Origin of the sequence: Corynebacterium sp. KPL2734, from assembly GCF_040225595.1 — a bacterium.
GTDB lineage: Bacteria > Actinomycetota > Actinomycetes > Mycobacteriales > Mycobacteriaceae > Corynebacterium > Corynebacterium rhinophilum.
In genome coordinates this window covers 16,136-38,285 of sequence record NZ_JBEHFO010000003.1, presented here as the reverse complement: position 1 = coordinate 38,285, position 22,150 = coordinate 16,136, and the positions used below count along the sequence as shown (strand labels likewise).

Here is a 22,150-nt window from a genome sequence, read left to right as displayed (position 1 = left end):
TCCTTGTCGTGATTCTTATTGTTCCATGATGAAGCCGGCATCCAGCACGCCGACTAGGTTGGTGATGCGCTCTTCTGGGGTGCGGCCCAATCCGGACGGGGTGATGGTATTGGTCAGCGAGATGCCGTCTAGGGCATCCTTGTAATCCAGCTTGCCCACCGACAGCATGGAGGCGACCATGCCGTGGTTATCCGCACCGTTTTCGGGGTTAGCACCCGGGGAGAAGGGGGTGCCGGCCTTGTGGCCTGACGGGAAGGAACCTGTTGCCTTGCCGTAGACCACGTTGGAGGTAATGGTCAGCACGGACTGGGTGGGGATGGCATTGCGGTACATCGGGATGGCCTTAATCTTTTCCATCACGGTGTGCACGATGGTGGCAGCGATGTCATCGGCGCGGTCATCGTCGTTGCCGTAGAACGGGAACTCGCCCTCAGTGATGTAATCCGTAATCAGTCCGGTCTCATCGCGAACCGGGGTGACCTTGGCGTACTTGATGGCAGAAAGCGAATCGGCAACGATGGATAGTCCCGCGATGCCGCAGCCCATGGAGCGGATGATATTGGAATCATGCAGCGCCATCTCCACGGCCTCGTAGGCGTACTTATCGTGCGAGTAGTGGATGATGTTCAGGGCCTCGACGTACGTGCCAACCACCCAGTCCAGCATCTCCTCGTACTTTTGCCAGACCTCGTCGAAATCCAACGGGCCATCGCCCTGAATCGGCTCATAGCCTTCGACGACTTGCTTGCCGGAGACCTCATCCCGGCCGCCGTTCATGGCGTAGAGCAGGGCCTTGGCGGCATTGACGCGGGCGCCGAAGAACTGCATCTGCTTGCCCACTTCCATCGGAGACACGCAGCAGGCAATCGCGGCGTCATCGCCCCACTCATCGCGAATCTGGCGGTCAGACTCGTACTGGATGGAGGAGGTTTCGATGGAGATGTGCGCGCAGAATTCCTTGTAGCCTGCGGGCAACTCCGGATCCCAGAAAATGGTGATATTTGGCTCCGGTGATGGCCCCAGGTTGATTAGGGTCTGTAGGAGGCGGAAGGAGGTCTTGGTGACCATGTGGCGGCCATCGCTGCCGAAGCCGGCATCGGACCAGGTGGCCCAGTACGGGTCGCCGGAGAAGATCTGGTCATAGTCGATAGTGCGCAGGAAGCGGACAATGCGCAGCTTGAGCACGAGCGCATCGATGATTTCCTGTGCCTGCTCCTCGGTGATGATGCCAGCGGCCAAGTCGCGCTCAAAGTAGCAGTCGAAGAACGCGGACAGGCGGCCGATGGACATGGCGGCACCATCCTGGGACTTGATGGAGGCGAGGTAGCCAAAGTAGGTCCACTGCACGGCCTCGTGCGCGGTGCGCGCTGGCTCGGAGATATCGAAGCCGTAGGACTCGGCCATCGTTTTGAGCTTCTTCAGGGCCTTAATCTGCTCGGAGTGCTCCTCGCGGTAGCGGGCCCAGTGCTCGGAAAAGCCGGCATCGGCAATAGCATCGCGTGCCTCGATCTTTTCCTGGATGAGATAGTCCACGCCGTACAGCGCCACGCGGCGGTAGTCGCCGATGATGCGGCCACGGCCATAGGCATCGGGCAAGCCGGTGATGATGTGTGATGAACGGGCGGCGCGAATGCGCGGGGTGTAGATATCGAAGACCGCATCATTGTGGGTCTTGCGGTAGCGGGTGAAGATCTTCTCCACCTCGGGGTCTACCTCTTTGCCCGCCTCGCCGATGGCCTGCTTCACCATGCGCCAGCCGCCGAACGGCATCATAGCGCGCTTGAGCGGCGTATCGGTTTGCAGGCCGACGATGACGTCATCGTCTTCTGAGATATAGCCAGCCGGGAAGGCATCGATATCGGTCGGGGTGTGCGTATCGACGTCATAAATGCGCTTTTCGCGCTCGACCGACAGGTAGTTCTTTTCCAGGGTGTCCCACACGCGCAGCGTCTTATCGGTGGGTCCAGCGAGGAAGCTGGAATCGCCGTTAAAAGGCGTGTAGTTGCGCTGAATGAAATCGCGGACATTGATGCCCTCGGTCCAAGGGCCGGGCGCAAAACCTTCCCACCCTTGATACTGCTGGGGCTTAGTTGCGGTAGTCATAATTCCCTTCTTCTGGGTCAAATTTCCCGGGGCACATGCCGCCTTTTCATCCCGCAGCATCAAGCCCCGTCACCTCTTCATTGTCGGCTCGATTTGCGAAATTAACAACCATAAACATTGCCGTGAGCACCAGTTATAAACCGGTCATCATGCTTTGCTGGTAGCTCGATTCATATAAACCACCCGTACGTTTTTGTTCGGGGGCAATCCAGCCCCGATCGTGGCTTTGCTCACGTACACTTTGGCGCCGACTTGTGTCTACCTCTACTGTTAAGGCGGTCAGCTTCGCTTCCGTAACAAGGAGGACTTCGTGGCGTCCCAGCCCAAGCACCCCGTAGACATCGTTCCCCCCGCGCCGAAACTCGCCGCCCTTGGGCTGCAGCACGTCCTCGCGTTTTATGCCGGGGCGGTCATCGTCCCGCTGCTCATCGCCAGCTCGTTGAACCTGGATGCGGAAACGACCATCCACCTCATCAATGCCGACCTTTTAACCTGCGGTATTGCGACGATCATTCAGTCGGTGGGCATCGGCAAGCATATTGGCGTGCGCCTGCCCATCGTGCAGGGCGTGACCACGACGGCGGTATCGCCCATCATCGCGATTGGCCTCGGCGCCACCGATGGCGAGGGCGGGGTGGCTTCGCTGCCCACGATTTACGGCGCCATCATCGTCGCAGGCCTTTTTACCGTCTTCGCCGCGCCGGTCTTTGGCAAGGTGCTGCGCTTCTTCCCCCCCGGTGGTTACCGGTTCGGTGCTGCTGGTGATGGGTACTTCGCTGCTGGCGGTATCGGCCAATGACTTTGTCAATTATGCCGAGGGCGTGCCGGCCACGCGCGATTTGCTCTATGGCTTTGGCACGCTCGCGGTCATCATTTTGGTGCAGCGTTTTTCCTCCGGCTTCGTGGGTACGTTAGCGGTGCTCATCGGCTTGGTGCTGGGCACGGGCGTGGCGCTCGCGCTTGGCGATGCCTCCTTTAGCGAAGTCTCCTCCTCCCCCGCCCTCGGCATTACCACGCCGTTTTATTTCGGCATGCCGCAATTCGACCTCGTGGCGATTTTCTCGCTGATTATCGTCATGACCATCACCATGGTGGAAACGACTGGCGATGTGTTTGCCACCGGTGAAATCGTCAAAAAGCGCATCCGCCGCGATGACGTGGTGCGCGCCATCCGCGCCGATGGTGTCTCCACCCTGGTAGGCGGCGTGATGAATTCTTTCCCCTATACCTGCTTTGCGCAAAACGTTGGCTTGGTGCGTCTGACCAATGTGAAATCGCGCTGGGTGGCCGTGGCGGCTGCGGGGTTCATGATTGTGCTGGGCCTTTTGCCGAAGGCCGGCGCGGTCGTTGCCGCGATTCCGTCGCCGGTGCTCGGCGGCGCATCGCTGGCGCTTTTTGCCAACGTGGCGTGGGTTGGCCTGCAGACCATCGCAAAGTCGGATCTCAGCGATGGCCGCAACTCCGTCATCGTCACCTCCGCGCTGGGCCTAGCCATGCTGGTGACCTTCAAGCCGGAGGTAGCCAGTGCCTTCCCGGAGTGGGCGCAGACCTTCGTTTCTTCTGGCATGTCCATCGGCGCGATTACCGCAATCGTGCTCAACTTGTTGTTCTTCCACACCGGCAGCGCGAGCGCGCAGGTCTCGCGCGCCGATGGCAAGGGCGTGAGCCTTAACGAGCTTAATGAGGCCTCGCGTGAGGAGTTTACCGCCGCGCTGCGCCCGCTATTCAATAATGAAACCTGGCCGCTCGAGCTGGCCTGGCAGTCCCGGCCGTTTAGCGATGTCAACGAGCTGCGCGCCGCCATCCAGGTCGCCGTGCTGACCGCGGATGCGGACCGGCGCGATGCGCTCATCCACGACTACCCAGCCATGGACGAGCTGCTACTGGCCTCGTCTGATGAGGCGGCGAATATTTCCGCCGACCGCGGCTCGTTGGGGCTTAGCGAGCTCGACGACGTGCAAACCGAACGCATTACCGAGCTGTCCGCCGCCTACCGCGAGCGCTTTGGCATGCCGTTCGTCGCGTACCTCGATACCAATGACACGGTGGAGCGTGTGATCGACGCCGGCGTGCGGCGCCTCGCTAATTCCGATGCGCAGGAATACCGCATTGCGTTAAGTGAAATCGTCGAGATCGCCAATGACCGCTTCGATATCCTGCTTGCCGATGCCAACCCCGTCCGCTCCTCCTGGGACCGCAAGTTCACCGAAGTAGATTAGGATCCACAAAAGCACCGCAGTCCTTAGAACAAGTACTGCGGTGCTTTTCTTGTGCGCCCGGTGAGACTTGAACTCACACGTCATAAGACACTAGAACCTAAATCTAGCGCGTCTGCCAATTCCGCCACGGGCGCAAGCAACGTTGAATAGTGTACACGGCGCGTCGATAAACGAGAAACCAGGGTCATTCCGTATTGCGGCGGTGGATAGGTAGGGTGGGTGAAGTGAGTATGCAAGAGGAACAGAAGAAACGGCGCGTGAAGGTGCGGTGGTGGCACATCGCCCTCGTCATATTTTTCGTGGTGCTTTTCCTCTTCCTCGCCTATTGGCAGTGGACGCGCTTCCGCTCTGGCTCGGGCACCTTTCAAAACTTGGGCTACGCCTTTCAGTGGCCTCTATTTGCGGTATTCGTGGTCTATGCTTATCGCACCACCCTGCGCTATGAAAATGAGCGCCTTGCCGCAGAAAACGAAGCCCGGGAGATGGATTCGCTGCAGGCCTCAGAAAACGCCTCAGAAAACGCCCCTGAAAATATCGGCGAAACCGCCAGCGCAGGATCTGATTCGCCCGATGGTTCTGAGGTGAGGGGCTCGGCAGCTAGCTCGGCGGAGAAAACCGCCATCGATGAGGATTTCTTGCCGCAGCGCCCGCAGCTGAATGTGGAAGAGTTTAATGCGTTGAATCAGCCTCGGCGCCGCCGCGGTTCCCCCGCAGAGGGTCGCGACGAGGGCCCAACAGATAAAAGGAGAAACTAAATCATGACAAACCAGGTACACCCAGACCGCAAGGCGCGCATCCGCGGCCCGCTGAAGTTCTTTTCCATCGCGGCCACGGTGACCGGTATCTTCCTGATCATCCTGGTCATCCGCATGTTCTTCCAGTACGTCTTGGGCGCGGAGATTCCGGAGTGGGCGACCTACATCGCCATCGTGCACGGCATCGCGTACATGGCCTACCTACTGTCCATCCTGATTCTGGGCCCGCGCGCGCTGTGGCCAGCCGGCAAGCTGATTACCACCGCGCTGGCCGGCGTGGTGCCTTTCCTCTCGTTCTGGATGGAGCACAAGCGCCGCAAGGAAATCGAGGAGCAATTCCAGCTCAACGCTTAATTAGCCGGCCAGCTCCGCGATGAACGGGGCCAGCTGGGAAAGGGCGCGGCCGCGGTGCGAGACCGCGTTCTTTTCTGCGGGCGACATTTCCGCCGCAGAACGCGACTCGCCCTCTGGCTGGAAGAGCGGGTCGTATCCAAAACCATTGGCACCGCGCGGCTCGCGCAGTAGCTGGCCTTCCCAGCGGCCCTCGGCCACGCGCTCAGTGCCCTCGGGGGTGACGAGGGCACACACGGAGACGAAGGCGGCGGCACGCCGTTCGTCCGGCACATCGGTCATCTGCGCCAAGACCAGGTCATTATTGGCCTGGTCATTGCCATGTTCGCCTGACCAGCGGGCGGAGAGTACGCCTGGCATGCCGTTGAGCTCCTCGATGGCCAGCCCGGAATCATCCGCGATAGTCACCAGACCCGTGGCGGCGCCGGCGCGGGCCTTGATGAGCGCGTTATCGGCAAAGGTGCGGCCATCTTCGACGGGCTCGGGGTAGGGTTCGACCTCGGAAAGCAGGCGCAGATCCACGCCCTCAATGCCCGCCTCGGACAAGATGCGATCGAGCTCGGCCAACTTCTTCGGATTGCCGGAGGCGACGAGGATTACCATCCCAGCGCCGCTTTCTGCGCCGCGATGAGCTCGCTGCAGCCCTTCTGCGCCACATCCAGCATGCCGTTGAGCTGCTCGCGGCCGAAGAGGCCGTGCTCGCCGGTGCCCTGGATTTCTACGAAGTCGCCGGATTCCTGCATCACCACGTTGAGATCCACCTCGGCGCGGGAGTCTTCCTCATAGGGCAAATCCAGGCAGATTTCGCCGTCGATGATGCCCACGGAGACCGCAGCGATGGGATCGAGCAGCGGTTCGCCGGGGACAACACCTTCGGACTTGAGGTGGGCGATAGCATCGGCAAGCGCAACGTAGGCGCCCGTGATGGAGGCGGTGCGGGTGCCACCATCGGCCTGCAGCACATCACAGTCGAGCTGGATGGTGTTTTCTCCCAGCTGCTCCAAGTCCACAGCGGCGCGCAGGGAGCGGCCAACCAGGCGGGAAATCTCGTGGGTGCGGCCCTTCACCTTGCCACGCATGGATTCGCGCGGCATGCGGTCGTGGGTGGCGGATGGCAGCATGGCGTACTCGGCGGTCAGCCAACCCTCGCCGGAATCGCGCTTGAAACGCGGCACTCCGAGTTCGACGGAGGCGGTGCACATCACGCGGGTATTGCCAAACTCCACCAAGACGGATCCAGCCGGGTTGGTGGTGAAATTGCGGGTAATGCGGACGCTGCGCATTTGATCGAGCGCGCGCCCATCGGCACGAGTAAATTCAGTCATGCCCTCCAGCGTAACTTAGAACTGCATGCCCGCAGTACCCAGCACGATCTCGCCGTCGAATTCCTCCCGCGCCGCCGCCACGGTGGCCTCCGCATCGCCCCAGGGCTGGATGTGGATGAGCACCAGCGTACGAACGCCGGCTTCCCGCGCCGCGCGCCCCGCTTCCGCGCCCGACATGTGCATGCCAGGTGCCATGCCCTCGGAGGAAGCACCCCAGGTGGCCTCGCAGAGGAAGAGATCGGCGCCCCGGGCGGCATCGACAAGCGCGGGCGTATAGGACGTATCGCCGGAATAGGTAATGGTCTTGCCGGTCTTCGCGTGCTCGATGCGCAGCGCATAGGCCTCTACCGGGTGATTAACGGGGAAGGGGGTGATAAAGACGTCATCGACAAGCTGGCGCTCCCCCGCCACCCACGGGCTAAACGCCAAGGTATCGGACATATCGTCGATCCCATCCACTTCGTCCGAAGACAGGCGGCCCAAGTGCGTCGGCGTGGCAGACGGGCCGAAGCAGAAGTTGCGCGAGGCAGCCGGGGCGATGGGATGGAAGCGGCGCCACACCATGAGGGAGGGAAAATCCGCGCAGTGATCCGCGTGCAGGTGGCTAAAGGCCACGTGGGCATCGCACGGATCCTGCAGTTTAGCTAGCTGGCCCAGCGTGCCCGATCCCATATCCAGGATGATGGACGGTGCATTATCGAAGGACACGACATAGCCGGAGGCAGGATTGTCTGCGGTGGGTACGCTACCGGAGCAGCCTAGGATGGTCAGCTTCATGGAACCAATAGTTCCATGAATCCGGCCCAAATGCTGGTACCGCGCGCAAAAGGGGGAGGAATTTCGGCCGTCTTAGCCGATCTGCGGGCCCAAAAAGCGCGTAGCCAGCTGGGCGAAGACCTCAGGATCGCCGGTGGATTCGAAGGAATGGACCGGTTGGTTGCCCTCCGGGGCGAGCATGTCCGTTTCCGTGAGCAGGCGCATGACGTCCTTCGTGGTCTCCTCTGAGGAGGTCACCAGGGAAACGTTTTCGCCCATGGCGAGCTGGATAATTCCGGTAAGCAGCGGGTAGTGCGTACAACCCAGCACCAAGGTGTCCACGCCTTGCGCCTGCAGGGGCGCGAGGTACCCCTCGGCGACGCCGAGGATCTGGCGGCCCGCGGTAATCCCGCGCTCGACAAAGGGCACGAAGTCCGGGCAGGCGGTGGCTACCGCCTCTACATTGGGGTTGAGCGCGAAAAGATCCTGGTAAGCGCCGGATTTGATGGTGCCCTCGGTGCCGATGACGCCGATTTTGCCATTGCGCGTGGTGGACATGGCGCGGCGCACGGCGGGGCGGATGACCTCCACGATGGGGATATCGTAGCGCTCGCGGGCATCGTGCAGGAATGCCGCGGTGGCGGTATTACAGGCGATGACCAGCATCTTGCAACCGCGTTCTACCAGCTTATCGGCGATGTTCTGGGAAAAAGCCCGCACCTGCGAGATGGGCCGCGGCCCGTAGGGGCCGTGGGCGGTATCGCCCATATAGATAACGGATTCTTGCGGTAGCTGCTCCATCACCGCGCGGGCCACGGTCAGCCCGCCGACGCCCGAGTCAAAGATGCCGATGGGAGATGATGCGTTAGGCATTATTTCCTCCCTGCCTTTGCCGGATCATCGGAGGTGATGAACATGCCGGCCAGTACGCCGCCCAGGGCGCCGAAGAGGTGGCCTTGCCAGCTAATGCCCTCCGCGACGGGCAGCACGCCCCAAATCAGCCCGGAATAGGAAAAGCCCAGGATAATGCCCAAGAGGATCTGCAGCAGGGAGCGATTGAATACGCCGCGCACCACGAGGTAGGCCAGCCAGCCATAAACCAGCCCGGACGCGCCGATATGCGAGGTTCCGGCCCCGCCCAGGAACCACGTGCCAAAACCCGCTACCACGGTGGTGATCAAGGTGACCTCCCACCACACCCGGCGCCCAGACAAGCCGATCAGGAAGCAAAACAGGGCGCCCGGCAGCGAGTTGGACATCAAGTGCTCCAGGTTGCCGTGCAGCAACGGCGCCGTGATAATGCCCCACAGGCCATCCACGTCGAGCGGGCGGATGCCGTAATTGGACAGCCCGCCGCCGAAGACGACGGCGTTAATCAGGTGGACCGACCACTCCACCGCCAGGAACCCCAGGGCCAGGGATAGGCCGGTGCTGACGCGGCCGCGGCCGCGGTTGGTCGTGCTAGTCGGCACCGGCTGATTACGCGAAGTTCCACCCATAGTCATAATGGGCAATATCTTAGCCGAGCAAGTCGCGATACGCGCGAAGCCCCAGGCCAGGGCGTGCGGCGGTGACCGCGGTGACGATGGCCTCCTCCACCACGTCGGCAGCCGCCGCGCACAGCTGGACCATATCCACCTCACCCGGTTCCTGCGCCGTCGACAGGGCGAAAATGGTATCGCCATCCAGCGGTGAATGCGCGGGGCGAACGGCGCGCGCAATGCCATCGTGGGCCGTCATGGCGAGGCGTTGGGCCTGGGCGGTGGTAACGGGGGCATCGGTAAGCACGGCGCCAATCGTCGTATTCAGCTTCGCCGCAGGGTGCGGCAGGTCGCGGTAAGCGTCCGCGTTAACCGGCGTGCGGCCCGGCGCGCCGTAGAGGTGGCCGGAGTGCGGATCGATGACTTCACCCACGGGATTGGCCACCATCGCGGCGGTGACCTCGTAGTTTCCCACTTTGCGGGTGGCCAGGCCGAAGCCGCCGCGCAGCTTGCCCGCCGTGGCGCCGACGCCCGCGCCGACAGTGCCAACCGTCTCGTCGTGGCCGGCCATAGCCGCCTGCAGCGCCACCGCGCCGTCCTCCGGACCGGGGCGGGAGGGGCCCGCCAGCAGATCGAAAATCACCGCCGCAGGCACGATGGGCACGCGCGGGCCGGGCTTATCCTCGCCAAAGACGGGGAAACCGACCCCGTGCGCTTCCAATTCGCGCATGACGCCATCCGCAGCGGCCAGGCCAAAGGCGGACCCTCCCGCAAGCACGATGGCGTGGACGCGTTCCACGGTATTGTGCGGCTGCAACAGATCGGTCTCGCGCGTGCCTGGCCCGCCGCCACGCACATCCACGCTGGCTAGCGCACCCTTCGGCCCGCAGTACAGCACAGTGGCGCCGGTATCTTCGCCGGAAAAATGGCCGATGCTAATTCCGTCAATCATTAATCCATCAACACTTCCAGCAAGGAATCCTGGCAATAGGCCAGCCATTCCACCAAGGTATCGCGGTCCGTCATGAGGTTTTCGTCGGTCGCGTCCCCGGCCGCGACGTATAAGCGCAGGTCATTGAGCCCCGCCACGAAGGCCTGGGCTTCCTGCTCCGAAATGGAGACCTCTACCCCGCCGGTGGGGCCGAGCGCATTGCCGATGACCTGCAGGTTCCGCAGCTTGGCCCGCGCGATGTCATTTTCGTGCAGCGAGCGCAAAAGGGAGGCATCGCCGTCGTATTCCTCATCGCCGGGCTTTTGGAAGTCTGGGAATAACCGCGCCAAAGAGGGATCCTCTGGGGCTTCGGTATGGCCGGTGGGCATGTCCAGCATTTCCGCCAGCTCGTCTTTCGGTGCGGACTGGGCGCGGCCGATGATCGCTTCAGAGACAGTGGCGGTGAGGTTGCCAATGACCTCGCGCTCCATGGGCTCGAATACCGCCGTGATTTTGGGCCCGCGCATGAGCGATTTCTTCTTTTTCCACGGTTTCATCTATCTACCCTGCCTGTTGCATCGTCGCCCACAGACCCGCGATCTGGAGCTTTTTTACGTCCGCCTCGACCTTGTCCTTCTCGCCGCTGGACACGGCGGCTTTGCCTTCTGTGTGGACCTGCATCATCAGTTCGTTGGCCCGCTTTTTGTCGTAGCCCAAAACGGTTTGGAATACGTAGGACACGTAGCTCATCAGGTTGACGGGATCGTCCCAAACGATGCACATCCACGGCAGGTTCTCGCTCGCGGCCACATCAACTTCGATTCCTTCATCCAAGTCGGGCGTGGCCATGGGAGAGCTCATACGGACTTCGGGGTGTTGCGGCTTCATGCCTTATAGCCTAATCATTTTTCGCTGGCATTTTGGGCATAGGGTCGCCCCGCAGCTCACCAAGGTGGTGGCTAGGCATGCTGAAAGCTTCTTAAGCTGTGAGTAGTATCAGGCTCATGAATGACATAGCACGCCCTATCGATCGCTCCACCGCCTTGCTCACGGATAAATACGAGCTCACCATGCTGCAAGCCGCGCTTCGCGATGGCACCGCCCACCGCAACGTGACCTGCGAGGTCTTTTCCCGCCGCCTGCCCAATGAGCGTCGCTACGGTGTCGTCGCCGGCACAGACCGCGTGCTGCGCGCCGTGGAAGATTTCCGCTTCTCCCCTGAGCAGCTAGAACAGATGGATTTCCTGGATGAAGATACCCGTCAGTACCTGCGCGACTGGCGCTTTTCCGGGCAGATCGATGGCTACCGCGAGGGCGAGCTGTACTTTCCCAACTCACCCATTTTGACGGTGCGCGGCACCTTTGGTGAGTGCGTGGTGCTAGAAACCATCGTGCTGTCCATCTTGAATGCCGATTCCGCCGTCGCCTCTGCCGCATCCCGCATGGTCACTGCCGCCGACGGCCGTCCCATTTTGGAGATGGGTAGCCGCCGCACCCACGAGTACGCCGCTGTGACCGCCGCTCGCGCCGCCTACCTCGCCGGTTTTACCGCCACCTCCAATTTGGAGGCAGGCTTCCGCTACGGCATCCCGGTATCTGGCACCGCCGCCCACGCCTGGACCTTGGCGCACACGAACCCGGATGGCACGAGCAATGAGGAGGCGGCCTTCCGCGCGCAAATCGATACCCTGGGCATCGATACCACCCTGCTGGTGGATACGTATGACATCACCAAGGGCGTCGAAACCGCGGTCAAGGTCGGCGGACCAGAGCTTGGCGGGGTGCGCATCGATTCCGGTGACCTAGGCGCGGTGACCCGCCGCGTGCGCAAGCAGCTCGATGAGCTGGGCAATCACAATACCAATATCGTGGTTTCCTCCGATTTGGATGAGTTCGCCATCGCGGGCCTGCGCGGTGATCCCGTTGATGTCTACGGCGTAGGTACCTCCGTGGTCACCGGCTCAGGTGCCCCAACCGCGGGCATGGTCTACAAGGTCGTTGAGGTTGACGGCGTGCCGGTGGCCAAGCGCTCGTCGTCCAAGCAATCGGTGGGCGGGGCAAAGCGCGCGCTGCGCACCTACCGGTCTTCCGGCGTGGCGGTCGAGGAAGTCGTCTACCCCTTTGCCGCAGACGCGCCGGATACAGGCCAGCTCACCACCCGCGAATTGACCATTCCCTTGATGCGCGATGGGCACATCGTGGAGGACCTGCCGGATTTGGAGGCCTCTCGCACCTACTTGGACGAGGCCCGCAAGACCCTGCCGTGGGAGGGACTGGCGCTTTCGCGCGATGACGCCGCCGTGCCCACGCGAATGGTGGGCTTTAAGGACTAGGTCGCTAGACTGTGTGGGGTGAGTGACCCCGCAGATGAGCCCCTAAACCACGACACGGAAACGCTGCTAAGCGCGGCGGTGGACGCGCTCGGCGGCTCCCGCCGCGAGGGCCAGGTTCGCATGGCCAACGCGGTATCTAAGGCCTTAGAAAAGGAGCGCCACCTCGCCGTCCAGGCGGGCACGGGTACGGGTAAATCCTTGGCCTACCTGGTTCCGGCCATCCGGCATGCGATGAACTCGGGTTCCACCGTCGTCGTCTCCACGGCCACGCTGGCGCTGCAGCGCCAGTTGGTGGAGCGCGACCTCCCGCGGCTAACGGAGGCGCTAGCCGATGTCATGGAGCGCACCCCCACCTTCGCCATCATGAAGGGCCGCAATAATTACGTATGCCTGAATAAGATTGCGGCTACCCCGGATGACCCGGAGGCTCTTATCGATGAATCCGATATCTCCTACCGCGGCAAGGCCGTGCGCCGCATCCACGACTGGGCGCAGGAGACCGAGACCGGCGACAGGGACGATTTAGAGCCCGGCGTTCCGGATCTGGTGTGGCGGGCGGTATCGGTGACCTCAAATGAATGCTTGGGAGCCGGGCGCTGCCCGCATGGTGCGGATTGCTTCGCCGAAGAGGCCCGCAGGGCTGCTGCCGATGTCGATATCATCGTCACCAACCACGCCATGCTCGCCATCGATGCCATCTCTGAGGCCAGTATCCTGCCCGAACATGATGTGGCGATCATCGATGAGGCACACGAGCTCGATGGGCGCATTACCTCCGTTTCCACCGCGGAGATTACCTCCCGCGCCATTAAAATGGCGGCGAACCGCGCAAAGTCACTGGGCAATGCCGGAAACCTAGCGGAGTTGGCCGATGAATTCGATGATCTGCTGCGCGTCCAGGAGCCCGGCCGGTGGACGGATTTGGATGAGACCTCCCAGGCGCACTTGCGCGCGCTTGCCGATGAGTTCTTGCGCGTTAAATCCCTCATCTCCCGCGCCCCAGAAGGCGAGGCCAACGATGACCCCGAAAAGAACGCCGAGCGCCAAAATTTAAGTAATCACCTCACGGACTTGGCCGAGGCGATCCGGCGGATCCTGGAAGTCTTCGCCACCGACGACCCCGCCGCGCAAGACGATGTGGTGTGGCTGGAAGGCACCGATACCCTCGCCGTCGCGCCGCTGTCTATCGCGCACATGCTGCGCGAGAACCTATTTGGGGAGCAAACGGTGGTGCTTACCTCGGCCACGCTGGCGCTGGGCGGGCGTTTCGACGCCATGGCGGCACAATGGGGCCTGCCGTCCGGTACGTATGACACGCTCGATGCAGGAACGCCCTTTGACCCGGCGAAGGCCGGCATCTTGTATACCGCGAAACACCTCCCCGCGCCGGGGCGGGATGGCCTGTCCTCCGAAACCTTGGAAGAAATATACGAGCTCATCATGGCCGCCGGCGGGCGCACGCTGGGGTTATTCTCCTCGCGCCGGGCGGCGGAAGAGGCCGCGGAGGCCCTGGCGCCGCGTTTGCCGTTTGACCTGTATGTGCAGGGCGAAGATGCCATCGGCACGCTGGTAGATAAGTTCTCCACGAAGGAGAACTCCTGTCTCTTTGGCACCTTGACGCTTTGGCAAGGCGTGGATGTGCCGGGGCCATCGTGCTCGCTAGTCCTCATTGACCGCATCCCCTTTCCGCGACCCGATAACCCACTGCTGCAGGCCCGCTCCCAGGCAGCCGACGCCGCCGGCCGCTCCGGGTTCATGGAGGTCTCCGCCAATCACGCGGCGCTCCTCATGGCGCAGGGATCCGGGCGGCTTTTGCGCCACGTAACGGACCGTGGGGTCGTCGCCGTGCTGGATAACCGGCTGGAATACAAGCGCTACGGCGCATTCCTCAAGGCATCCATGCCGCGGTTCTGGCAAACCACGAACCCAGAAACGGTGCGCGGTGCCCTTAAGCGATTGGTCGCCGCAGCGCACACACGGTAGCCGAATCCGGGGCGATCTCAGTAAACCCGGCATCGATGATGACTACCGCGTCCTCCTGCGCGCAGGCGGTGCGAAATGTCTCTGCGTCCGCCTCGCGGACAGAGAGCGGAAAACCTTCTGCCGCCCAAGCCGCAGCCTCCTCTTGGCTCATGGCGGCGGCGAGCATCATCGAGCCGTGGCCCACTTGGGCGGCGGCCTTGCCCGCGGTCATGGCGAGGCTGCGGTCGACGTAGATAATGGGGGCATCGGCAAGCGGAGGCCCTGACTCGTCCATCGCGAGGTCGGTGTGGCCGATCTGCAGCTTGCTAATGAGCGGGTCCACCTCCCCCACCGCTGAAGGTGCAAAGGCACGCGCGCGGTCATCCACGGTGACACCAGGCAGCAGCTGCACATCGCGCCACGCCTTATTGCGCGCCCGGCGGGCAATCTTGCGGATGCGGTGGCCGTACCACTGCGCGAGCGCCGCGGCGAAGGCACCGTCCTCGCCGGCGCGGTCATCTAGACAGGCGGCCACCACGGCGCGGGCGGCCGCGGTAAGCACCTCGCTGCGCGCCGGGGGATCCTGCTTGGGGAGGTGGAGGGCTATCTGCATCGCCTGCACGGTCGACGGATCCGCGGGGTCCTCGTGGGAATCCCGAGCGGTACAGGCGGCAACGAGGCGTTGGTGCGCTATCTCGAACTTAGACATTGGCAATTCCCAACATCGGTAGGACGGCGTCGAGGCGGCGCGGTGTGATGCAGGCATCGGCGGCCTCGCGCAGCGCCGGCTTCGCATCAAAAGCGACGCCCAGCCCGGCGGCGGTGACCATGGCGATGTCATTGGCGCCATCGCCCACCGCAACGGTGGACTCCATCCCGATTCCGGAATCCGCGGCGAATTCGCGCAGAAAGTCTTCCTTGGCCTGGCGGTCGACCACCTTCCCAATGACCTTACCGGTCAGCTTGCCATCGCGGATTTCCAGAGTATTGGCCCGCACGTAGTCGAGCTGGAGGTCTGTGGCCAAGCCCTCGAGCACCTGAATAAAGCCACCCGAGACCACGGCGGTGCGGTGGCCCAGACGGTGGAGGGTTCCGATCGCTTCCTTAGCGCCGGGTGTCAGCTCGATATCGCGGGCGACCTCATCGATAATCGAGGCATCCAGGCCCTCCAGCACCGCGACGCGCTCGCGCAGGGACTCCTCAAAGTCCAATTCGCCGCGCATGGCGCGCTCGGTTACGGCGGCCACTTCTGCTTCCTTGCCTGCGTGGGCGGCGAGCATCTCGATGACCTCACCTTCAATCAGGGTCGAATCGCAGTCGAAGCACACCAAACGCTTGCCGCGATGGCCTAGGCCCTCGAGGGAGATATCGATACCGCGTTCAGCGGCAATCTCCCGCAGAGCCCGCCGCGCCGCGGCGGCATCTTCTAGTGCCACGGTAAGTTCCACGGCGAAAAGGGAATCCAGCGCTATCCGGCGCATGCGGACCGTCTCCCCATTCACGGCGCTCTGCACCGCGCTAATATCCCCCGCGTTTATCTCCTCACCAATAATGGCAACAGCATAGCTTTGTGCAATAGACACCTCATGCTCGAACGGCGCCATGGCCTCGCGCACGCGATCCCCTAGTGCTGCGGTATCGGTGCTGGACAGATCGCACTGCGCGGTGAGGGCGAGGTGGTTGGAGGCGGTGGCGAGGTGGACATCGGCAAGCGGGACGGGAAAATCAGCCAACGCAGTAAAGAAAGCGGCGGCCGCTCCGGGAGCGTCTGGTCCGAGACTAGTAATGGTCGTGGTGTCAGCTTGAGTATTCACAACGACCATTATCCCACACGCGCCAAAGCCGCCCTCCCTACCTCTAAGAGGCTGGGGAAGGCGGCTGTAGTCAGGAGTTAAAGTGCGGCTTTAGTGCTTGCCCACGTGAGCTTCCTCGCGCATGCGCTCAACCATGTGCGGGTAGTGCAGCTCGAATGCCGGACGCTCGGAACGGATGCGTGGCAAGGAGGTGAAGTTGTGGCCCGGAGGCGGGCAGGAGGTTGCCCACTCCAGAGAGTTGCCGTAGCCCCATGGGTCATCCACGGTAACGACCTCACCGTAGCGCCAGGACTTGAAGACGTTCCAGACCAGCGGGATAACGGAAGCGCCGAGGACGAAGGAGAAGATGGTGGAAATCTGGTTGAAGACCGTGAAGCCATCGGACTCCAGGTAGTCGGCGTAGCGACGCGGCATACCCATGTTGCCGACCCAGTGCTGAATCAGGAAGGTGCCGTGGAAGCCGATGAAGGTCAGCCAGAAGTGAATCTTGCCCAAGCGCTCGTCCAGCATGCGGCCGGTCATCTTCGGGAACCAGAAGTACAGGCCACCGAAGGCGGAGAACACAACCGTACCGAACAGGGTGTAGTGGAAGTGCGCAATCAGGAAGTAGGACTCAGCCAAGTGGAAGTCCAGCGCCGGAGAAGCGAGCATAACACCGGTCATACCACCGAAAAGGAAGGTAGCCATGAAGCCCATGACCCAAATCATCGGGGTATCCCAGGTGATGTGGCCCTTCCACATGGTGCCGACCCAGTTGAAGAACTTCACACCGGTAGGCACCGCAATAAGGAACGTCATGAACGAGAAGAACGGCAGCAGGATGGCGCCGGTGACGAACAGGTGGTGTGCCCACACGGCCATGGACAGCGAGCCGATGGCCAGAATGGCGAAGACCAAGCCGATGTAGCCGAAGACCGGCTTGCGGGAGAAGACCGGAACGATTTCGGAGACAACGCCGAAGAACGGCAGTGCGAGGACGTAGACCTCAGGGTGGCCGAAGAACCAAAACAGGTGCTGCCACAGGATGGCACCGCCGTTAGCTGAATCGTAGATGTGGCCGCCCAGCTTGCGGTCATACAGCACGCCCAAGGCGGCTGCGGTCAGCAGCGGGAAGATCATCAGCACGATGGCGGAGGCGGTGAAGATGCCCCAGCAGAAGACCGGCATGCGGAACATGGTCATGCCCGGTGCGCGCAGGGTCAAGATGGTGGTGATCATGTTGATGGCGGAGGCAATGGTACCGACACCGGTAGCGCCCACACCGACGATCCACATATCGGCGCCGATGCCGGGGGTGTGTACGCCATCGGCAAGCGGCATGTACATGGTCCAGCCGAAGTCAGCCGCACCACCAGGAGTGATAAAGCCCAGCAGCATGACGACACCGCCGAGCAGGGTTACCCAGAAACCAAAGGAGTTCAGACGTGGGAAGGCCACGTCCGGCGCGCCGATCTGCAGAGGCAGGATGTAGTTACCAAAGCCCCAAACAACTGGCGTAGCGAACAGCAGCAGCATCACGGTGCCGTGCATAGTGAACAGCTGGTTGAACTGCTCATTGGACAGGAACTGCAGACCCGGGGTGAAAAGCTCCGCACGGATCAGCAATGCCATAAAGCCACCAAGGAAGAAGAAGCTGAAGGCCATGATCAAGTACATGATGCCGAGCTGCTTGTGGTCGGTGGTGGTTAAAAATACCCAAGCCTTTGAACCGGTCTTTTCCCTACCGGTTGGCTCTGGACGTGTGGGAGCGACGTAATCGTCGACCCGTGGCGCCACAGCGGTCATAGAATCCTCCTGAATAACAAAGTGTCAGCGGACTGGGTCCACCTACACCTAGGTTTACTTCGATTATATTAGGACATTTCCCCCGTTCTTGCCAGCTTCTCTTAATGGTCCTCCAGCTTGGGGGTATTCCCTCAATAACCACAACCGTCACATACCCCCTGCACGTGGGGCGGGCACGATTTAAGGTTTAAATTCTTTAGGGCAGGCAGGGGTGTCATATGTCACAACGCCTGCGAGATGTGCAGGTCAAAAACCGAAAAACGCACCCCCCGCTCGTTATCAACCTTTCGGTTGAGTCCGAAGCGAAGGTGCGCGGGGACTAAGAACGGCTAGAAGTCCCAGTCATCGTCCGTGGTGTCCTCGGCCTTGCCAATGACATAGGACGAACCCGAGCCCGAGAAGAAGTCGTGGTTCTCGTCGGCGTTGGGAGAAAGAGAGGACAGGATAGCCGGCGAGACGCGGGTCTCATCGGCTGGGAAGAGGCCCTCAAAGCCCAAGTTATTCAGGGCCTTATTGGCGTTATAGCGCAAGAAGCGCTTGACGTCTTCGGTCCAGCCCAGCTCGTCGTAGAGGTCCTCGGTGTAGTCGATCTCGTTGTCATAGAGCTCAAAGGCCAGATCAAAGGTGTAGTCCTTCAATTCTTCCTGGCGCTTTTCATCCAGCTTCTTGTATTCCTGCTGGAACTTATAGCCAATGTAATACCCGTGCACGGCCTCATCGCGGATGATCAGGCGGATGATATCGGCAGTATTGGTCAGCTTCGCCCGGGAAGAGAAGTACATCGGCAGATAGAAGCCGGAGTAGAACAAGAAGGACTCCAGCAGCGTAGAGGCCACCTTCTTCTTCAACGGATCATCACCGTTGTAGTAGGCCAAGATGATCTTCGCCTTCTTCTGCAGGTTCTCGTTTTCCTCGGACCAGCGGAAGGCATCATTGATCATCGGGGTGGAAGCCAAGGTCATAAAGATATTGGAATAGGACTTGGCGTGCACCGACTCCATGAAGGCGATATTGGTATACACCGCCTCCTCGTGCAGGGTCTGCGAATCCGGAAGCAGGGAGATCGCACCGACCGTGCCCTGGATGGTATCCAGCAACGTCAGGCCAGTAAAGACCCGCATGGTGGTTTCTTTTTCCTTTTCCGTCAGCGTCTTCCAGCTGGGGAGATCATTAGAGACTGGGACCTTTTCCGGGAGCCAGAAGTTACCGGTCAACCGCTCCCATACCTCGAGGTCTTTGTCATCGGGGATGGTATTCCAGTTGATAGCTTTTACCGGGCTGTCATGACTAGCAACGTAGTCATCGTATTCGTGCGACACGCGATGTCACTCCAATGCTTCACTGTGTAGAATTTCGAGTCCCAGCATACCCAATGCCAACCCGCATCATCCCGCCGCACCGCACCTATAATAAAAGCGCAGTACACAGCCAGGAAAGGACGCCCGCGCCATGGCAGAAACCACTCCCCTTTTAGGCCCTGTAGTAGACCAGCTGGGCACGGATATCGTCAGCGGGGAAATGGCGGAGGGCACGCGGTTTCGCCTTGGGGACATCGAAAAGCGCTTTGGCATCTCCCGCACCGTAGCGCGCGAGGCCATGCGTACCCTCGAGCATCTGGGGATGGTTTCCTCCGGGCGCCGAGTGGGGCTCAAGGTGCTGCCGCGCAGCAGTTGGGCGGTCTATGATCCCGCCGTTATTTCGTGGCGGCTGGCGCACGATAAGACGCGCGCGGAACAGGTGGCGCGACTCAACGAGCTGCGCCTTGGTATCGAGCCGGTGGCGGCGCAGCTTGCCGCGCGCAATGCCAGCCCACAGCAGCGCCGCGAATTGCTGCGACTGGCGGGCCGGCTCAGCGAGCTCGAGACCACCCCTTCCCCCCGGGTAGGCGAAGAACTCGAAACCGACCTGCAATTTCATACCCTTATCTTGGAGGCCTCCGGCAATGAGATGATCGCGGCGCTGGCACCGGCGTTGCTGACTATCTTGAAGGGCAAATCCGTTTTTGGCTCCCGCAAACGGGATCCAATTCGCGGCACCACTCAGCTACATATGGATTTAGCGCGGGAGATTGACGCCGGCGAGGCCGAAGCCGCCGAGCGCACCTCCCGCGCTATCCTGGACCGCGCCCGCGCTTAGAGCATGCAGGAAACGCAGCCCTCGATCTCGGTGCCTTCCAGCGCCATCTGGCGCACGCGGATGTAGTACAAGGTCTTAATGCCCTTGCGCCAAGCGTAAATCTGCGCCTTATTCACATCGCGGGTGGTAGCGGTGTCCTTGAAGAACAGCGTCAGCGATAGCCCCTGGTCCACGTACTTGGTGGCCTCAGCATAGGTATCAACGATCTTCTCGTAACCAATTTCGTACGAGTCCTTGAAGTACTCCAAGTTGTCGTTATCCATATGCGCAGCCGGGTAGTATACGCGGCCGATCTTGCCTTCCTTGCGGATTTCAATCTTGGAGGCAATCGGGTGAATGGACGAGGTGGAATTGTTGATATAGGAAATCGAGCCCGTCGGCGGCACCGCCTGCAGGTTGCGGTTGTAGAGGCCGTGCTTGGCAACGTCCTCCTTCAACTCCGCCCAGTCCTCTGCGGTGGGAGTGTAGATGGAGGAGGCATCGAAAAGAGCCTTGACCTTCTCCGTGCGCGGCTGGAACTCCGCCGGATCGTAGGAGTCAAAGAACTCGCCACTGGCGTAATCGGATTCGGGGAACTCGGTAAAGGTCGTGCCGCGCTCGCGGGCAATCTTATTGGAGGCGCGCAGGGCTGCGTACATGATGGCGGCGAAGTAGGCGTTGGTGAAGTCCAACCCCTCCTCGGATCCGTACTCGATGTTCTCGCGACCCAAGTAACCGTGCAGGTTCATCTGGCCCAAGCCGATGGCGTGTGAGTCATCGTTGCCCTTGCGCACGGATGGAACGGAATCGATGGAGGTCTTATCCGCCACCGAGGTCAGCCCCCGAATCGCGGTCTCCACCGTTTGGGAGAAGTCCGGCGAGTCCATGGTCATGGCGATATTCAGCGAACCCAGGTTGCAGGAAATATCGTTGCCCACCTGGTCATAAGAAAGATCCGCGTTGAGCTCGGAAGCGGAGTTGACCTGCAATATCTCCGAGCACAGGTTGGACATATTGATGCGGGAGGTCTTGACCGGGTTGGCGCGGTTTACCGTATCTTCATACATGATGTACGGGTAGCCGGACTCGAACTGCAGCTCCGCCACGGTTTGGAAGAAGTGGCGCGCGTTGATCTTCTTCTTCCGGATGCGCGGATCCTCCACCATTTCTTCGTAATGCTCGGTAACGGAGATATCGCCGAAGGCCTTGCCGTAGACGCGCTCGACGTCGTACGGCGAGAACAGGTACATGTCGTCGTTGTTCTTGGCCAGCTCGAAGGTGATATCCGGGATCACCACGCCCAAGGACAGGGTCTTAATGCGGATCTTTTCATCCGCGTTCTCGCGCTTGGTGTCGAGGAAGTTCATGATGTCCGGGTGGTGGGCGTTGAGGTACACCGCGCCCGCACCCTGGCGCGCACCGAGCTGGTTAGCGTAGGAGAATGCATCCTCCAGCATCTTCATCACAGGGATGACGCCAGAAGACTGGTTCTCAATGTGCTTAATCGGCGCGCCGGATTCGCGGATATTGGACAGCAGCAGGGCCACGCCGCCGCCGCGCTTGGACAGTTGCAGCGCGGAGTTGATGGAACGACCGATGGATTCCATATTGTCTTCGATGCGGAGCAGGAAGCAGGAAACCAATTCGCCGCGCTGCTGCTTGCCGGCATTCAGGAAGGTTGGCGTAGCCGGCTGGAAGCGGCCGGTCATGATCTCATCGACGAGGCGCTCTGCCAGCTCACCATCGCCATCACCAAGGAAAAGCGCCGTCATGGAGACGCGGTCCTCAAAGCGCTCCAGGTACCGGCGGCCGTCGAAGGTCTTCAGCGTATAGCTGGTGTAGTACTTATAGGCGCCAAGGAAGGACTTGAAGCGGAACTTATAAGAGTAGGCGCGCTTGAATAGGGACTTGATGAACTCGAAGTCATAAGCCTCAATGACCGCTGGGTCATAGTACTTATTGCGCACCAGGTAATCGATCTTCTCTTCCAAGTCGTGGAAGTAGACCGTGTTCTGATTAACGTGCTGCAAGAAGAACTGATTGGCGGCCTCGCGGTCCTTATCAAATTGAATCTTGCCGTCTCCGTCGTAGAGATTCAGCATTGCGTTGAGCGCGTGGTAATCCAGCTGCTCTTCCTGCGATACTGGCTCTGCTACGGTCTTTCCCAATTGCGTACTCACAGCTGACGCGACCTTTCTTAAAATCAGGATTCTATTAGGT

Annotated in this window: 19 protein-coding genes, 1 tRNA gene and 1 pseudogene; 6 read left to right on the top strand and 15 right to left on the bottom strand. The window is 61.1% G+C overall.

Annotation, left to right across the window (positions count from 1 at the left end; all coding sequences use genetic code 11):
* Positions 1-15 precede the first annotated feature (15 nt).
* Positions 16-2,103: a formate C-acetyltransferase gene (gene pflB, locus ABRP88_RS02785; protein ID WP_284864797.1), complete on the bottom strand. Its 2,088-nt coding sequence runs from the start codon at positions 2,101-2,103 to the stop codon at positions 16-18.
* Between the two features lie 310 nt (positions 2,104-2,413).
* Here pflB and ABRP88_RS02780 point away from each other — a divergent pair.
* A pseudogene (locus tag ABRP88_RS02780) lies at positions 2,414-4,322 on the top strand (solute carrier family 23 protein).
* A gap of 52 nt (positions 4,323-4,374) precedes the next feature.
* On the opposite strand, the gene ABRP88_RS02775 reads toward ABRP88_RS02780, so the two are convergent.
* A tRNA-Leu gene (locus ABRP88_RS02775) sits at positions 4,375-4,456 on the bottom strand.
* 96 nt (positions 4,457-4,552) lie between these two features.
* Between ABRP88_RS02775 and ABRP88_RS02770 the strand changes: the two genes are divergently transcribed.
* Together ABRP88_RS02770 and ABRP88_RS02765 are read left to right on the top strand one after the other, a co-directional pair.
* Positions 4,553-5,077, top strand: a complete 525-nt coding sequence (locus tag ABRP88_RS02770; protein WP_284852513.1) for an MreC domain-containing protein — start codon at positions 4,553-4,555, stop codon at positions 5,075-5,077.
* 3 nt (positions 5,078-5,080) lie between these two features.
* On the top strand, positions 5,081-5,431 hold the full coding sequence (locus tag ABRP88_RS02765) for a DUF3817 domain-containing protein (protein WP_284783350.1): 351 nt from the start codon (positions 5,081-5,083) through the stop codon (positions 5,429-5,431).
* Here ABRP88_RS02765 and rdgB read toward each other — a convergent pair whose 3' ends face one another.
* The 8 genes from rdgB to clpS form a co-directional block, all read right to left on the bottom strand.
* The gene (rdgB, locus tag ABRP88_RS02760) at positions 5,432-6,031 is read right to left on the bottom strand and encodes an RdgB/HAM1 family non-canonical purine NTP pyrophosphatase (protein WP_349836062.1); all 600 of its coding nucleotides are present in this window, start codon (positions 6,029-6,031) and stop codon (positions 5,432-5,434) included. It lies immediately after the preceding gene.
* On the bottom strand, positions 6,025-6,753 hold the full coding sequence (gene rph, locus ABRP88_RS02755) for a ribonuclease PH (protein WP_237801525.1): 729 nt from the start codon (positions 6,751-6,753) through the stop codon (positions 6,025-6,027). The genes rdgB and rph overlap by 7 nt, the downstream gene beginning before the upstream one ends.
* A gap of 15 nt (positions 6,754-6,768) precedes the next feature.
* Positions 6,769-7,530, bottom strand: coding sequence for an MBL fold metallo-hydrolase (locus ABRP88_RS02750; RefSeq protein WP_349836060.1), 762 nt, complete (start codon positions 7,528-7,530; stop codon positions 6,769-6,771).
* A gap of 72 nt (positions 7,531-7,602) precedes the next feature.
* Positions 7,603-8,382, bottom strand: coding sequence for a glutamate racemase (gene murI / locus ABRP88_RS02745; RefSeq protein WP_349836058.1), 780 nt, complete (start codon positions 8,380-8,382; stop codon positions 7,603-7,605).
* Positions 8,382-9,014 (bottom strand): rhomboid family intramembrane serine protease, encoded by a 633-nt coding sequence (locus tag ABRP88_RS02740; RefSeq protein ID WP_349836056.1) that lies wholly within the window; start codon positions 9,012-9,014, stop codon positions 8,382-8,384. Before ABRP88_RS02740 ends, murI begins: the two co-directional genes overlap by 1 nt.
* Before the next feature lie 13 nt (positions 9,015-9,027).
* The gene (locus ABRP88_RS02735) at positions 9,028-9,942 is read right to left on the bottom strand and encodes a P1 family peptidase (protein ID WP_349836055.1); all 915 of its coding nucleotides are present in this window, start codon (positions 9,940-9,942) and stop codon (positions 9,028-9,030) included.
* Positions 9,942-10,478: a DUF2017 domain-containing protein gene (locus ABRP88_RS02730; protein ID WP_284783340.1), complete on the bottom strand. Its 537-nt coding sequence runs from the start codon at positions 10,476-10,478 to the stop codon at positions 9,942-9,944. The genes ABRP88_RS02735 and ABRP88_RS02730 overlap by 1 nt, the downstream gene beginning before the upstream one ends.
* A 4-nt stretch (positions 10,479-10,482) precedes the next feature.
* Positions 10,483-10,782 carry an ATP-dependent Clp protease adapter ClpS gene (clpS, locus tag ABRP88_RS02725; RefSeq protein WP_034654354.1) on the bottom strand — a complete coding sequence of 100 codons (300 nt, stop codon included), beginning with the start codon at positions 10,780-10,782 and terminating at the stop codon, positions 10,483-10,485.
* Positions 10,783-10,925: 143 nt separating this feature from the next.
* Here clpS and ABRP88_RS02720 point away from each other — a divergent pair, with 143 nt between their 5' ends.
* Together ABRP88_RS02720 and ABRP88_RS02715 are read left to right on the top strand one after the other, a co-directional pair.
* On the top strand, positions 10,926-12,254 hold the full coding sequence (locus ABRP88_RS02720; protein ID WP_284783339.1) for a nicotinate phosphoribosyltransferase: 1,329 nt from the start codon (positions 10,926-10,928) through the stop codon (positions 12,252-12,254).
* A gap of 18 nt (positions 12,255-12,272) precedes the next feature.
* Positions 12,273-14,237, top strand: a complete 1,965-nt coding sequence (locus tag ABRP88_RS02715) for an ATP-dependent DNA helicase (protein ID WP_284785549.1) — start codon at positions 12,273-12,275, stop codon at positions 14,235-14,237.
* Here the strand turns inward: ABRP88_RS02715 and ABRP88_RS02710 are convergent.
* The 4 genes from ABRP88_RS02710 to nrdF form a co-directional block, all read right to left on the bottom strand.
* Positions 14,203-14,925: a peptidyl-tRNA hydrolase gene (locus ABRP88_RS02710; protein ID WP_284783334.1), complete on the bottom strand. Its 723-nt coding sequence runs from the start codon at positions 14,923-14,925 to the stop codon at positions 14,203-14,205. The genes ABRP88_RS02715 and ABRP88_RS02710 overlap by 35 nt on opposite strands.
* Entirely contained in the window at positions 14,918-16,039 is a 1,122-nt protein-coding gene (gene serB, locus ABRP88_RS02705) for a phosphoserine phosphatase SerB (protein ID WP_284771048.1), read from the bottom strand. Before serB ends, ABRP88_RS02710 begins: the two co-directional genes overlap by 8 nt.
* A gap of 81 nt (positions 16,040-16,120) precedes the next feature.
* Positions 16,121-17,815, bottom strand: a complete 1,695-nt coding sequence (ctaD, locus tag ABRP88_RS02700) for an aa3-type cytochrome oxidase subunit I (protein ID WP_284771047.1) — start codon at positions 17,813-17,815, stop codon at positions 16,121-16,123.
* Between the two features lie 329 nt (positions 17,816-18,144).
* Positions 18,145-19,134, bottom strand: a complete 990-nt coding sequence (gene nrdF, locus ABRP88_RS02695; protein WP_239269910.1) for a class 1b ribonucleoside-diphosphate reductase subunit beta — start codon at positions 19,132-19,134, stop codon at positions 18,145-18,147.
* A gap of 130 nt (positions 19,135-19,264) precedes the next feature.
* On the opposite strand from nrdF, the gene ABRP88_RS02690 reads away from it, so the two are divergent.
* Positions 19,265-19,951, top strand: a complete 687-nt coding sequence (locus ABRP88_RS02690; RefSeq protein ID WP_284771046.1) for a FadR/GntR family transcriptional regulator — start codon at positions 19,265-19,267, stop codon at positions 19,949-19,951.
* Here ABRP88_RS02690 and nrdE read toward each other — a convergent pair.
* Entirely contained in the window at positions 19,948-22,110 is a 2,163-nt protein-coding gene (gene nrdE, locus ABRP88_RS02685; protein WP_284771045.1) for a class 1b ribonucleoside-diphosphate reductase subunit alpha, read from the bottom strand. The two genes, ABRP88_RS02690 and nrdE, sit on opposite strands and share 4 nt — an antisense overlap.
* Between the last annotated feature and the right edge of the window lie 40 nt (positions 22,111-22,150).